The following is a 14,223-nucleotide window of genomic DNA, read 5'->3' as shown; positions in this document are numbered from 1 at the left end:
CGAGCACACCGCTCTAGCTCAGGAAGACCGCTGCTCGGTCTGCCAGGTCGAGTAGCGGGCCGGGAACAATACCGAAGACGACGGTCGCGCCCACACCGATTCCGATCGTCAAGGTTGTAGCAACACTCGGAGTCACTACAGTCGCTCGGCTACTTTCGGTCGAAGCCGGCTCGGAGAAGAACATGAGCACGATCACCCGGATGTAGAACACGGCAGCAATGGCGCTGCTCACGACACCGACCACGACGAGTGGCGCTGCGCCACCCTGCGCAGCTGCCTGAAAGACAGCGAATTTTCCAAAAAATCCGCTGGTCAATGGAATACCGGCGAACGCAAGTAACAACAGTGCAAATACCCCAGCGAGCAATGGTGACTGTTTGCCCAAGCCAGCCCAGCGTGAGATGTCGCCGACCTCACCGGACTCGTCACGAACAACGGTGACCACTGCAAATGCCGCGACAGTGCTGAATCCGTAGACGAACAGGTAGAACAGCGTCGAGGACAGTCCTGCGGCATCGACGGCGATGAATCCGGTCAGAATGAACCCGGCGTGCGTAATCGACGAATATGCAAGCATGCGTTTGATGTCGGTCTGCGTCACCGCCAGGATGGCACCGATCAGCATCGTTGCGATTGCCACAGCCCACAGCGCGGGTCGCCATTCGGAACGGAGATCCGGTAGCGCTACGTAGAAAACTCTGGTCATAGCGCCGAACGCGGCGACCTTCGTCGCTGCCGCCATGAAAGCAGTGATCGGCGTCGGCGCGCCCTGATAGACGTCGGGGATCCATGAATGAAAAGGAATCGCACCGATCTTGAACAGGAGACCGACCCCCACCAGTGCGGTACCGAGTACCGCCAGGGCGTCGTTCCCGGTGCCTGCGGATACAGCATCACCGATATCACCCAGTGTGACGGAACCGGCGTATCCGTACAGCAACGCCGATCCGAACAGGAAGAAGGCCGAAGAGAATGCGCCCAGAAGAAAATACTTCAATGCCGCTTCCTGTGACAGTAAGCGCCTTCGTCGGGCGAGTCCGCAGAGAAGATAGAGCGGAAGTGACAAGACCTCGAGGGCAACGAACATGGTCAACAGATCGTTCGAAGCCGGGAACAGCAGCATGCCCCCCAACGCGAACATCGTCAGCGGGAACACTTCTGTCTGGGCGACACCGGCGTGCGTTGCTTGCCGCTCAGCCAGAGATCCTGGAACAGTCGAGGCTTGTGGCGCAAACGAATCTGCACGTGGTGGCGCATTCTTGGGTGCGGCGCCCAGGCTCGGTTCGACCCTTCGCTCGGCGATCAGTAATACCGAAGGGATCGCGATCAACAACAGGGTTCCCTGCAAGAACAATGCCGGGCGGTCGATGACAACCGAACCCATCATGGCAAGGCTGCCGGCGGAATCGCTTCCGTCCAAGGACAACGCAAGCACGACAACCGCTGCCAGAGCCGCGCCGATACCACCGATAGCGAGCCCGACATGTGCCGGATATCTGGCGGACCTGGGAAGAAATGCTTCCACGAGAACTCCGAGAACCGCGACACCGAAGATGATGAGCATCGGTGCCAGCTGGCTGTATTCGATACTCGGGGCCACCACAACTGCGTCACCGGTCATCTGATTCCTGCCTGTCCGTCAGCGGTGAGATCGTCGGAGTCGACCGAGATCACCGTCGTCGCTACCGCGGGCGAGATTATGTCGAGGATCGGTTTCGGGTACAGCCCCAACACGATCAGAAGCGTTATCAAGGGCACCATCACGGCCAGCTCGCGTGGAACGAGGTCGTGCACATCGGCGTTCTTTTTTTCGAGTGGACCGGTCATGACCCGTTGATAGAGCCACAGGATGTAGACGGCCGACAGAACGAGCGCTGACGTCGCGACGACTGCCGCAACCTGGTAGCGGGTGAACGTTCCTATCAGGACCAGGAATTCACTGACGAAAGGCGCCAACCCGGGGAGCGAGAGAGTCGCCAGGCCGGCAATGAGGAAGGTACCGGCGAGGACCGGGGCGACCTTCTGGATTCCGCCGTAGCTGTCGATCGCGCGAGTGCCGCGACGCGACACCAGAAACCCGGCGACGAGGAACAATGCTGCAGTGGAGATTCCGTGATTGACCATGTAGAGCGTCGAACCGGTCTGGCCCTGACTGGTCATAGCGAAGATCCCGAGGATGATGAAGCCGAAGTGCGAGATCGACGTGTAGGCGATCAACCGCATGACGTCGGTCGAAGCGATGGCAAGGATTGCGCCGTAGACGATTCCGATCACTGCCAGCGTCACGACGAGCGGTGCAAAATATTTCGATGCGTCGGGGAAGAGCTGTAGGCAGTAGCGGAGCATGCCGAATGTTCCGACTTTGTCCACGACGGCCATCATCAGTACCGCCGTTGCAGGTGTCGATTCGACTGCGGCTCCCGGCAGCCACGAATGGAACGGCCACAGTGGGGCTTTCACAGCGAAGGCGAACATGAAGCCGAGGAACAGCGCATTGAGCAGTCCAGGTGAAATTCCGAGGTCGCCGGCCGCCGCGGAAGCAGCTATCTCTCGAAAACCGAATGTGCCGGTGACGACGTACAACCCGACGACGGCCGCGAGCATGACGAGTCCACCCAGGAGGTTGTACAACAGGAATTTCACTGCTGCAGATGCGCGGTGCGTGCCGCCGAAACCACCGATGAGGAAGTACATCGGAATGAGCATCGCCTCGAAAAAGACGTAGAACAGCAAAATGTCGAGGGCACTGAACGACATCAACACCATCGATTCGACAGCGAGAATCAACGCGACGTAGAGGTGTGCAGACCGTCCGATCCGTGGGTCGTTCCACCCGGCAACAAGAAGCAGTGGCAGCAGAACCGCGGTCAGAAGGATCAACACCACGGCAATGCCATCGACCCCCAGATCGTAGCGGGCGCCGAATGCCTCGATCCACGAATGGGATTCGACGAACTGGTACCTTGCGCCTCCAGGCTCGAACCGAACCGCCACGACTACGGCGACGACCAGTGTGAGCAGCGACGCCACGAGCGCCACTACTTTCGCCCACGCTGCCCGGGCTTTCGGCATGGCAAGCGCAACTGCCGCACCGATGATCGGCAACACCCACAATGTCGTCAACCAAGGAAAGGAATTCACCACACCATCACCGCCACCATCATCGCGAGAAACACAGCCGTGCCGAGCAACATCGTCAGCGCATAGGTACGTACGAAACCGGTTTGCAGCCGGCGGATTCGGGTCGATACCGCTGCGATGATCGACCCGAGAGCGACGGTGGCGCCGTCGATTGCGGTGTCGTCGAATACCTTCGCGGCCTGGGTGATCTTCTGGCCGGGACGCATAAGAGCGGCCTCGTTGAAGGCGTCACCGTACAGATCCCGTCGTGCCGCCGTCGTCACCACCGAGACCGGTTCAGGCGCCGTGGTCGGTATCGGCGATCGTGCATAGCGGAGGTACGCCACGAGTACTCCGACCGCGACGACAGCAAGCGCCATGGACGTCACCAGCCAAGCCGGAAGTGCGTGTGACTCTTCGACTTCGCCGAAGACCGGCTCCAACCATGACGTCAACGATCCTCCGAGGGTCAACAGCGCCCCCGCGCCTACCGACCCGATCGCGAGCACGACCATCGGACCGGTCATCACCGAAGGCGACTCGTGCGGGTGTGCATCGGGGGCCCACCGCGCAGTGCCGAAGAAGGTCATCAGCATCACCCGCGTCATGTAGAACGCCGTCAGACCGGCTCCGAAGAGGGTGACGACGCCGAGCACGACGCCTGCCGCGCCACCTGCACCGAAGGCGACCTCGATGATCTTGTCCTTGGCGAAGAAGCCGGAGAAAGGTGGAACACCGATGATGGCGAGGTAGCCGAGGCCGAACGTCACGAAGGTGATCGGCATCGACTTCCGCAGCGCCCCGTATCGGCGCATGTCGACCTCGTCGTTCATGCCGTGCATTACGGACCCGGCACCGAGGAAGAGGCCGGCTTTGAAGAAGCCGTGTGCGAGTAGGAGCATGATCGCGAACGTGTATCCGGCCGGGCCGAGTCCGGCGGCGAGGACCATGTATCCGATCTGGCTCATCGTCGATGCGGCCAACGCCTTCTTGATGTCGTCCTTGGCGCACCCGATGATCGCACCGAAGACGAGCGTCACCGCGCCTACGACGACGACCGCGGTCTGAGCCGTCGGGGCCGCGGTGAAGATCGGCCCCGACCGAATGATCAGGTACACACCTGCTGTCACCATCGTGGCCGCGTGGATGAGTGCCGAAACCGGGGTCGGCCCTTCCATGGCGTCGCCGAGCCAGGATTGAAGCGGCACCTGGGCCGACTTACCGCACGCCGCAAGGAGCAGCACCAAACCGAGTGCGGTCAGCGTCGACTCACTCACCGCATCTGTCCCCGTCAGGACCTCGGAAAAGGACACGCCACCGAACGTGGAGAACATGATCATCAACGCGATCATCAATCCGATGTCACCGACGCGATTGACGACGAACGCCTTTTTCGCTGCTGCCGCCGCAGAGGGCTTGTACTGCCAGAATCCGATGAGCAGATACGACGCGAGGCCCACGCCCTCCCACCCGACGTACAGGCCGAGGAAGTTGTCGGCCATGACAAGCAAGAGCATCGCGGCCAAGAACAGATTGAGGTATGCGAAGAATCGTCGACGATCGGGGTCTTCGCGCATGTAGCCGATCGCGTAGATGTGGATGAGTGAACCCACCCCCGTGATGAGCAGTACGAAACACATCGACAACTGATCGAGTTGCAGACCGAAATCGACCTGCAGGTCGGCAACGGGAATCCACCGGAACAAAGTCTGGCTCACGGCGCGGTCCTCGGCGGTTCGGCCGAGCATCTCCACGAAGAGGATGAGCGCGACGACGAACGACGCCGACGCCACGGCGGTGCCGAAGATATGTCCCCATCGGTCACCGCGGCGCCCGCACAGCAGCAGGATGGCCGCGCCCAGTAACGGGAGGGTCGGTAGTAACCACATATCAGTACTTCAGCAGATTCGCGTCGTCGACAGAGGCAGATCGGCGAGTACGAAAAATTGTCATGATGATCGCGAGCCCCACGACGACTTCGGCAGCGGCAACGACCATGGTGAAGAACGCGAACACCTGACCGTCGAGATTGCCGTGCATGCGAGCGAAGGTCACGAATGCGAGATTGGCAGCGTTGAGCATCAATTCGATACACATGAAGACCACGATTGCGTTGCGCCGCAGTAGTACTCCCGCAGCGCCGATCGTGAAGAGCAACACGGCGAGGTACAGGTAGTTCTCCGGATTCATGGCGTCTCACCTCGGTGTCCACGGTGCATCGGGTTGATCGAGAGCTCCGACGGCGATCCGTCCGGCAACCGAGCCGGCCAATCGACGGCATTGTGCCTGGCATACACGCCAGGGCTGGGCATGGGGGTGACGTGTGTGCCGTCGCGGAATCGCTGCTCGGACAATGCCCGTTGGCCTTTGCGTGGGTGGAAGTGTTCTCGATGGGCCAGCACCATCGCACCGACCGTCGCGATGATCAGTAGTGCGCCCGTCAATTCGAAAGCCCAGAGGTAGCGGACGAAGATGAGCTCCGCCAGGCCCTCGACATTGCCGCCCGAATTGGCTCCGTCGAGTCCGACGAAGTCCGGTCTGCCCGACTCCACCGATGCGTTGCCGATAGCGCCGATCAGTACGAGGCCGAACCCGATTCCTGCGGCGATGGCGGCAGGGCGCTGCCCAGTCAGTGTCTCGACCAACGAATCTGCGGAATCGACACCGACGAGCATCAGGACGAACAAGAACAGCATCATGACGGCGCCCGTGTAGACGACTATTTGGACGACGCCGAGGAAGAGCGCACCCTGAGCGATATAGAAGATGGCGAGGATGATCATCGTCACGGCCAGAAAGAGAGCCGAATACACCGCTTTGGAGGCGCACACCATCGCGAGTGCCCCGAGGACGGCCAGCCCACCGAGCAGCCAGAATTGGACGGCTTCGGCGGTCGATGTGGTCACTGGATCGTGCCGCGGTAGTAGTCCGCGGCCGTGGCATTTTCGGCCATGGGGTGAGGGGCCGGCTCCATTCCAGGCTCCAACGGAGCCAACAGGCGATCCTTCTCGTAGATCAGATCCGCTCTGTTGTCGTCAGCGAGTTCGTATTCGTTGGTCATCGTCAATGCCCTTGTCGGACACGCTTCGATGCACAACCCGCATCCGATGCAGCGCAGATAGTTGATTTGATACACCTGGCCGTACCGCTCACCAGGAGAGAATCGTTCCTCCTCGGTGTTGTCGGCGCCTTCGACGTATATCGCATCGGCCGGGCACGCCCAAGCACACAGTTCGCAACCGATGCACTTCTCTAGCCCGTCGGCGTACCGATTGAGTTGATGCCGACCGTGGTAGCGGCGCGCGGTCGGAACCTTCTCCTCCGGGTAGAACTCGGTGACCGGCTTCTTGAACATCGTCGCAAACGTCACGCCGAATCCGGCTACGGGGCCTAGAAATTCAGGCATCGCTTCGCTCCTTGTCTTCAGTCGGAAGATTCTGTCCGGGCATCGGTGGCACCGGGAAGCCGCCGGCCATCGGATCGAACGGTGAGGGACCAGCGGCCTCGGTCGGTGGCGGCGGTGACGGCTTGCGTCGCCGTCGGCGCACAAGAGCGACGACGGCGAGAGCGGCGACTACTGCGCCCGCGACGAACAATGCGACCGTCCACGATCCGTAGCCTTCGATCCGCAGAGCGCGGACCGTCGCGACGAGCATGATCCACACCAAGGACACCGGAATCAGGACCTTCCAGCCGAGATTCATGAATTGGTCGTATCGAAGTCGCGGAAGTGTCGCGCGGAGCCAGATGAACACGAACAGGAATCCCCATACCTTGAGGGTGAACCACAGCACGGGCCACCATCCGGAATTCGCGCCGTCCCACAAGCTCAGTGGGAAGGGCGCATGCCAGCCGCCGAGGAACAGGGTCGTCGCGAGAGCCGACACAGTGACCATGTTGACGTATTCGGCGAGCATGAACATCGCGAAGTTGAGCGAGGAGTACTCGGTGTGAAAGCCGCCCACCAGCTCACCTTCGGCTTCGGGTAGGTCGAAAGGGGCGCGGTTGGTTTCGCCGACCATCGAGGTCAGATAGATGAGAAACGATGGGAAAAGCAGAAAGATGTACCAGGTGTTCGATTGTGCTGCAACGATTCCTGAGGTCGACATGGTGCCCGCATGGAGGAACACGGCGGTAAAGGACAACCCCATCGCAATCTCGTACGAAATGACCTGAGCGGTGGACCGAATTCCGCCGAGGAGAGGGTATGTGGAGCCGGAGGACCATCCGGCCAGCACAATTCCGTACACACCCACCGACGTGACGGCCAGGATGTACAGCACGCCGACGGGTAGGTCGGTGAGCTGGAGCGGTGTCAGCCGGCCGAATATCGAGACTTCGGGGCCGAACGGAATGACCGCGAAAGCCATGAATGCCGGGACGGCGGCAATGACCGGCGCCAGCAGATAGATCGGTTTGTCGACGCCCTTGGGGACGATCCCTTCCTTGAGTGCCAATTTCACGCCGTCGGCCAAACTCTGCAGTATGCCGCCTGGTCCTACACGGTTCGGTCCGACGCGCATCTGCATGCGCGCCATCACCTTCCGCTCGATGAGAATTGCCATCAACGGCGTCAGGATGAGGAAGACGAAGATGGCCAGCGCTTTGGCGATCACGAGCCACCAGGGGTCGAGCCCGATTCCAGGAATCACCTACATCACCTCGTTCGCTGCTTCGATGCGCACAACGGTTCCGGTGCCGGATCCCAACTGGGTGTACACATGGGATCCGGTAGACCGCATCGGGACCCACACCACACGATCAGGCATATCGGTGATCGTCAGCGGAAGTGTGACCGTGCCCCTCTCGGATCGGACAGTGACAAGATCGCCGTCGCCGACCGAAATCTCCCGTGCAGTCGCGACCGAGAGACGCACGACGGGTCGACGTGCGGTACCCGCGAGGTGCGGTTCCCCATCCTGCATCCGTCCCGAATCGAGGAGCATCCGCCAGGTCGTCAGGACCGCTTCGCCTATGCCCGCGGTACGAGGTGCACCGAGAGCGGCTCGATGGTTCGGCGGGGAGGCCGGCTGACCTTTCCACGTCGGCAGTGTCGCAATTTCGGCTCTGATGGCCGCGACATCGGGGGCGCCGAGGTCGACACCCATTTCGGCGGCCAGAGCATGGAGAACCCGACTGTCCGGCAGAGCCCGAACGTCGGTCAGTGCCGCCTCGAACGGCCGTGCCCGTCCCTCCCAATCGAGGAATGTCCCTGCCTTCTCTGCCACCGTCGCAACGGGAAGCACGACGTCTGCACGCTCGGTGACGTCACTGGCTCGAATTTCGAGACTGACGACGAACGAGGCATTGTCGACGGCCGCTGTAGCTGCGGCCGGGTCGGGAAGGTCTGCCAGTTCGACGCCGCCGATCATGAGCGCACGAAGGGACCGAGTCGATACTGCGTCGAGTATGTCGCTCGCACCGAGTCCGACGGCATCGGGTAGCCCGCTCACGCCCCACATGTCGGCCACCTCTGCCCGAGCCGCTTGATCGATCACCGGACGCCCACCCGGCAGCATATTCGGCAGCGCGCCGGCCTCGATGGCGCCGCGATCACCCGCTCGACGGGGAATCCAGGCTAGTTTCGCGCCCGTGGACTCCGCGAAACGGAGAGCTGCCGACAGTCCACCGGGGGTATCCGCGAGTCGTTCGCCGACGATCACGACTGTGCCGGCCTGACGGAAGAGGTCGCTCTCTTTGCGGTTGGACAGTGCCTCGAGTACTCCGACCTCGTCGGCCGGAACGCACTGTAATAGCTGGGCACCAAGCTTTTTCACGCCCGCGGACGCATACGGCGCGATCGAGACCACTCGTTGGCCGCGGGTCCGCACGGCTTTACGCAAACGCAGGAATACGATCGGCGACTCCTCCTCAGGCTCGAAGGCAAGCAGGAGAACTGCGGGCGCATGCTCTAGATCGTCGTACGTCACCGACAACGACTGCCCGGCGACGCATGCAGCAAGGAATTCGCTTTCTTCCGCCGAATGGGCCCGCGCTCGGAAGTCGATGTTGTTGTTGTCGAGCACAATTCGAGCGAATTTCGAGTACGCGTATGCGTCTTCGTGGGTCACCCGCCCACCGACGAGAACTCCGACGTCGCGGCCGGCCGCGGCCAGGCCACGAGCAGCCACTGCCAGAGCCTCCGACCACGACGCCGGCTCCAACGCGCCGTTGTCTTTTCGAACCAGGGGAGTGGTGAGTCGGTCGCGTTCGGTTGCGTACGCGAATGCCCAGCGGCCCTTGTCGCAGTTCCATTCCTCGTTCACTGCCGGATCGTCACCGGCCAAGCGGCGCAGTACTTTTCCACGACGGTGGTCGGTGCGCTGGGCGCATCCACTCGCGCAATGCTCGCAGGTGCTGGGCGTGGAGACCAGGTCGTAGGGGCGTGCTCGGAATCGGTATGCAGCGCCGGTGAGCGCTCCGACGGGACACACCTGAACGGTGTTTCCCGAGAAATAGGATTCGAACGGTTCGTTCTCGTAGATTCCGACCTGTTCCAGCGCGCCGCGCTCGAGTAACTCGATGAACGGGTCCCCGGCTATCTGCTGGGAGAAACGAGTACACCGTGCGCACAGCACACACCGTTCACGATCCAGCAGCACTTGCGAGGACAACGGTATCGGCTTCTGGAAAGTGCGTTTGACCTCGATGAATCGGGACTCGGAACGGCCGGCGGACATCGCCTGGTTCTGTAGCGGACACTCACCGCCCTTGTCGCAGACCGGGCAATCGAGTGGGTGATTGATGAGTAGTAGCTCCATGACACCTCGCTGTGCCTTGGCGGCTACGGGCGAGTTCTGCTGGGTATGGATCACCATTCCCTCCGTCACCGTAGTGGTGCACGAGGCGAGCAACTTACGTTGCCCTTCCACCTCGACGAGACACTGACGGCATGCGCCTACCGGCTCGAGCAGCGGGTGATCGCAGAATCGGGGGATCTGGATTCCGCTCAGTTCAGCTGCTCGAATGACCAATGTGCCTGCAGGCACACGGACCTCGATACCGTCGATGCTGATAGTCACAGTCTCCGTCGTGGTGGTCATGAGGTGAGTGCTCCCGCCATCAGGGTCGAACGATGTGGGTCGAACGGGCACGGCTTACCCAGGTGTTCGAGGTATTCCTCGCGAAAGTACTTCAGCGAGGAAGTGATCGGACTGACTGCGCCGTCGCCGAGCGCACAGAATGCCTTTCCGAGGATGCTGTCGGAGACGTCGAGCAGGGTATCGAGGTCGGCGAGTGTGCCCTGCCCGGTCTCGAGCCGCGCGTAGATCCCGACCAGCCAGTAGGTGCCCTCCCGGCATGGCGTGCACTTGCCGCAGGACTCGTGCGCATAGAACTCGGTCCACCGTCTCACCGCACGGACCACGCAGGTGGTTTCGTCGAAGATCTGCAGCGCTTTGGTTCCGAGCATCGAACCGGCGGCGGCGACACCTTCGTAGTCCAAGGCGACGTCGAGGTGTTCGTCGGTGAATATCGGTGTCGAGGATCCACCCGGTGTCCAAAACTTCAGGGTGTGACCCGCGCGGACTCCGCCCGCGTAACCGAGCAACTCGCGCAACGTAATTCCGAGCGGAGCCTCGTACTGGCCGGGTTGGGTGACGTGGCCCGACAACGAGTAAAGGGTGAAGCCCGGCGACTTTTCGGTCCCCATCGACCGAAACCAGTCGACGCCGTTGCGTAGGACAGCGGGGACACTGGCGATCGACTCGACGTTGTTCACCACAGTCGGGCGCGCGTAGAGACCGGCGACGGCAGGAAACGGCGGACGGAGGCGAGGCTGCCCGCGTTTGCCTTCGAGCGAGTCCAATTGAGCGGTCTCCTCGCCGCAGATATAGGCGCCGGCGCCGGCGTGCACGATCACCTCGAGATCGAAACCGCTGCCCAGGATGTCGCGTCCCAGATATCCCGCCGCATAGGCCTCGGCAACCGCGGCATGCAGTCTCCGCAGTACCGGAACCACTTCGCCGCGAAGGTAGATGTACGCACGATGCGCTCGAATTGCGTAGCAAGCGATGACGATTCCCTCGAGCAACACCTGCGGTGTCGCCAGGAGCAGCGGCATGTCCTTACACGTGCCGGGCTCCGACTCGTCCGCGTTGACCACCAGATAGTGCGCCTTACCGTCCTCCTGCGGAATGAAACTCCACTTCATTCCCGTCGGGAAGCCTGCCCCGCCGCGACCTCGAAGACCGGAATCCTTGACCGTGGCGATGACGTCGTCCTCGGGCATCGACAGCGCTCTATGCAGACCCTCGTAGCCGCCGTGGCGCAGATAGGTTTCCAGGGTCCACGATTGCGGATCGTCCCAGTAGTCACTGAGAACCGGAGTCAGGGGCACGTCAATTTCCCTTCTCGGGAGGTACTGATTCGCCGGGTGCAGGCGCTGGCTTGTTCTTGGTCGTTTCCGCTGCCGCGGCATCCGCCGACCCGAGGGGCGGCGCACCCTCGTCCGAGGGTTCGTGCGCCGTCGGGGCGGTCATCGACAGTGCGCGTGCGACGCGCAGGCCCGCGAGGGTCGGGTCGCCCGCAGAACCACCGGCCTCTACCGCGCCGGGGCGTTCGTCGGGGAAACCCGCAAGGATTCGCTCGGTCTCCCGGAACGTGAAGAGCGATGCACCCCTGCTCGGAACGACCTCGCGTCCCGAACGCAAGTCGTCGAGGAGGGTGCGCGCAGATTCGGGAGTCTGATTGTCGAAGAACTCCCAATTGACCATCACCACCGGTGCGTAATCGCAGGCAGCGTTGCATTCGATGTGCGTCAATGTGACGGGGTCGTCGACGCCTCCGGGGTGGTCCTCCAGGGCTTCGAGGATGGCATCGCCGCCCATCACTGCGCACAGCGTGTTGGTGCACACTCCCACCAGGTAGTCACCTGTTGGTTCGCGCCGATACATCGAGTAGAAAGTTGCTACTGCGGTGACTTCGGCGCCGGTCAGTCCAAGCCGATGTGCGCAGAACTCGATACCTGTCGGAGTGATGTACCCGTCCTCGGCCTGGACCAAATGCAGAAGCGGAAGGAGTGCTGACCGAGCCATCTCCGGGTCGACATCCCCGGGAGGGGTGTATCTTGCGACGATCCTGTCCGCATCCAGCGACAACCGAGTCGCCGTGTCCGGTGGGTACGGGGCAGCGCGGGTGGTCAGTTGCACGTAAACAGGCTCGCTCATCTGTCCACACCTCCCATCACCGGATCGATACTTGCCACAGCAGCGATGACATCAGCGACCATGCCGCCCTCGCAGGTGGCTGCAACCGCTTGCAGGTTGGTGAAGGACGGATCTCGGTAGTGCACCCGAAACGGTCTGGTGCCGCCGTCGCTGACCATGTGGACGCCGAGTTCACCGCGTGGCGATTCGACTGCGACGTACACCTGACCCGGTGGGACCCGAAAGCCCTCGGTGACGAGCTTGAAATGGTGGATCAACGATTCCATCGAGGTGTCCATGATTTCGCGCACGTGTTCGGCAGAATTACCCATACCGTCCGGTCCGACGGAAAGATCGGCAGGCCACGCTATCTTCTTGTCGTCGACCATGATCGGTCCCGGTCGAAGTCGGTCCAGGCACTGTTCGGCAATCTTGAGCGATTCCTTCATCTCGTCGATCCGCACGAGGTATCGACCGTAGGCGTCGCAACCGGTGTCCGTGCACACCTCGAACTCGTAGTTTTCGTATCCGCAATAAGGTTCGGAGACGCGGAGGTCATGAGGGAGGCCGGTGGAGCGAAGCATCGGACCGGTGATTCCAAGAGCCATACAACCCGTCAGGTCCAGATAACCGATCCCTTTGGTCCTGGCCTTCCAGATCGAATTCTCGTTCAGCAGATTCGACATATCGCGTAGGCGGACAGGCAGAGTTTTCAGTAACTCCCGTACTTTCGCGACCGCGTCTTCGGGTAGATCCTGGGCGAGTCCGCCGGGTCGAATGAACGCGTGGTTCATCCGCAATCCGGTAATCATTTCGAACACGTCGAGAATCAACTCGCGCTCACGAAACCCGAACAGCATCGCCGTAACTGCACCCAATTCCATTCCGCCGGTGGCCAGAGCGACGAGGTGCGAAGAAATACGATTGAGTTCCATCAACAGAACCCGGACGACGGTCGCACGTTCGGGTATTTCTTCGGTGATATCGAGAAGCTTTTCGACACCGAGACAGTACGCAGTTTCGTTGAAGAAGGGGGACAAGTAGTCCATCCTGGTCACGAAGGTGACGCCTTGCGTCCAATTTCGAAACTCCAGATTTTTTTCGATTCCAGTGTGCAGGTAGCCGATTCCGCATCGTGCTTCGGTCACGGTCTCGGCTTCGATCTCGAGAATCAAGCGAAGCACCCCATGCGTCGACGGGTGCTGTGGCCCCATGTTGACGACGATGCGCTCCTCGGAGGAGCCTGCGGCCGATTCTGCTGCAGCAGCGACTATGTCGTCCCAGTCCTGCCCAGAGACCGTCAACGATCGTTCGCTCATCACTTGTACCCCCGTCGTTGGTCCGGTGGAGGAATACTCGCACCCTTGTACTCGACTGGGATTCCTCCGAGTGGATAGTCCTTGCGTTGTGGATGACCCTCCCAGTCGTCGGGCATCTGAATCCGAGTCAACGAAGGATGGCCGTCGAACTGGATTCCGAAGAAGTCGTACGTTTCACGTTCGTGCCAGTCGTCGGTCGGATAGATCGCGACCAGCGACGGCAGGTGCGGATCGGCATCCGAAACCGATACTTCGAGACGAATTCGACGATTGTGGGTTATCGACATCAGCGGGAATACTGCGTGCAATTCTCGGTCGACCTGCTGGGGATAGTGGACGCCACTGACGCCCAGGCACAGTTCGAATCGAAGTTCCGGTTCGTTGCGGAGCGTTGTCGCCAGCGCGAGAAGGTGTTCGCGTCGAACATGCAGGGTGAGTTGGCCGCGGAAGACCACAACCGCTTCAATTGCTTCGTCGAACGTCGTGTCGAGCCGGGGGAGTGTGCGCTCCAATTCATCGGCAATCGCATCGAAATATCCACCGTAGGGACGGGATGCGCCCTCCCGCAGCAGTGTAGGTGGCACCAACCTCCCATACCCGGATGTGTCACCGGTACCCTTCACACCGAACATTCCACG

Annotated in this window: 12 protein-coding genes; all 12 read right to left on the bottom strand. The window is 61.4% G+C overall.

What is annotated here, in order from left to right:
- Positions 1-13 precede the first annotated feature (13 nt).
- Genes nuoN through H2510_RS01950 form a run of 12 tightly spaced genes read right to left on the bottom strand, consistent with a single transcriptional unit; the run spans position 14 to position 14,217 of the window.
- Positions 14-1,621 (bottom strand): NADH-quinone oxidoreductase subunit NuoN, encoded by a 1,608-nt coding sequence (gene nuoN, locus H2510_RS02005; protein WP_186626711.1) that lies wholly within the window; start codon positions 1,619-1,621, stop codon positions 14-16.
- Entirely contained in the window at positions 1,618-3,144 is a 1,527-nt protein-coding gene (locus tag H2510_RS02000) for an NADH-quinone oxidoreductase subunit M (RefSeq protein ID WP_186626710.1), read from the bottom strand. The genes nuoN and H2510_RS02000 overlap by 4 nt, the downstream gene beginning before the upstream one ends.
- Complete coding sequence (gene nuoL, locus H2510_RS01995; RefSeq protein ID WP_186626709.1) at positions 3,138-5,009, bottom strand: NADH-quinone oxidoreductase subunit L; 1,872 nt, start codon at positions 5,007-5,009, stop codon at positions 3,138-3,140. The genes H2510_RS02000 and nuoL overlap by 7 nt, the downstream gene beginning before the upstream one ends.
- A gap of 1 nt (position 5,010) precedes the next feature.
- Entirely contained in the window at positions 5,011-5,310 is a 300-nt protein-coding gene (nuoK, locus tag H2510_RS01990) for an NADH-quinone oxidoreductase subunit NuoK (protein WP_084348661.1), read from the bottom strand.
- Positions 5,307-6,026 carry an NADH-quinone oxidoreductase subunit J gene (locus H2510_RS01985; protein ID WP_186626708.1) on the bottom strand — a complete coding sequence of 240 codons (720 nt, stop codon included), beginning with the start codon at positions 6,024-6,026 and terminating at the stop codon, positions 5,307-5,309. Before H2510_RS01985 ends, nuoK begins: the two co-directional genes overlap by 4 nt.
- Positions 6,023-6,526: an NADH-quinone oxidoreductase subunit NuoI gene (nuoI, locus tag H2510_RS01980; protein ID WP_136169228.1), complete on the bottom strand. Its 504-nt coding sequence runs from the start codon at positions 6,524-6,526 to the stop codon at positions 6,023-6,025. Before nuoI ends, H2510_RS01985 begins: the two co-directional genes overlap by 4 nt.
- The gene (gene nuoH, locus H2510_RS01975; RefSeq protein ID WP_186626707.1) at positions 6,519-7,772 is read right to left on the bottom strand and encodes an NADH-quinone oxidoreductase subunit NuoH; all 1,254 of its coding nucleotides are present in this window, start codon (positions 7,770-7,772) and stop codon (positions 6,519-6,521) included. Before nuoH ends, nuoI begins: the two co-directional genes overlap by 8 nt.
- On the bottom strand, positions 7,773-10,163 hold the full coding sequence (locus H2510_RS01970) for an NADH-quinone oxidoreductase subunit G (protein ID WP_186626706.1): 2,391 nt from the start codon (positions 10,161-10,163) through the stop codon (positions 7,773-7,775).
- A complete protein-coding gene (nuoF, locus tag H2510_RS01965) occupies positions 10,160-11,458 on the bottom strand; it encodes an NADH-quinone oxidoreductase subunit NuoF (protein ID WP_176224858.1) in 1,299 nt (432 codons plus the stop codon). The genes H2510_RS01970 and nuoF overlap by 4 nt, the downstream gene beginning before the upstream one ends.
- Position 11,459: 1 nt before the next feature.
- The gene (gene nuoE / locus H2510_RS01960) at positions 11,460-12,287 is read right to left on the bottom strand and encodes an NADH-quinone oxidoreductase subunit NuoE (RefSeq protein ID WP_186626705.1); all 828 of its coding nucleotides are present in this window, start codon (positions 12,285-12,287) and stop codon (positions 11,460-11,462) included.
- The gene (nuoD, locus tag H2510_RS01955) at positions 12,284-13,585 is read right to left on the bottom strand and encodes an NADH dehydrogenase (quinone) subunit D (RefSeq protein ID WP_186626704.1); all 1,302 of its coding nucleotides are present in this window, start codon (positions 13,583-13,585) and stop codon (positions 12,284-12,286) included. The genes nuoE and nuoD overlap by 4 nt, the downstream gene beginning before the upstream one ends.
- On the bottom strand, positions 13,585-14,217 hold the full coding sequence (locus tag H2510_RS01950; protein WP_222438237.1) for an NADH-quinone oxidoreductase subunit C: 633 nt from the start codon (positions 14,215-14,217) through the stop codon (positions 13,585-13,587). The genes nuoD and H2510_RS01950 overlap by 1 nt, the downstream gene beginning before the upstream one ends.
- Positions 14,218-14,223: the final 6 nt, after the last annotated feature.

Origin of the sequence: Rhodococcus sp. BP22 (assembly GCF_014281965.1) — a bacterium.
Taxonomy (GTDB): Bacteria; Actinomycetota; Actinomycetes; order Mycobacteriales; family Mycobacteriaceae; genus Rhodococcoides.
This window is presented reverse-complemented; position numbering and strand designations above follow the sequence as displayed.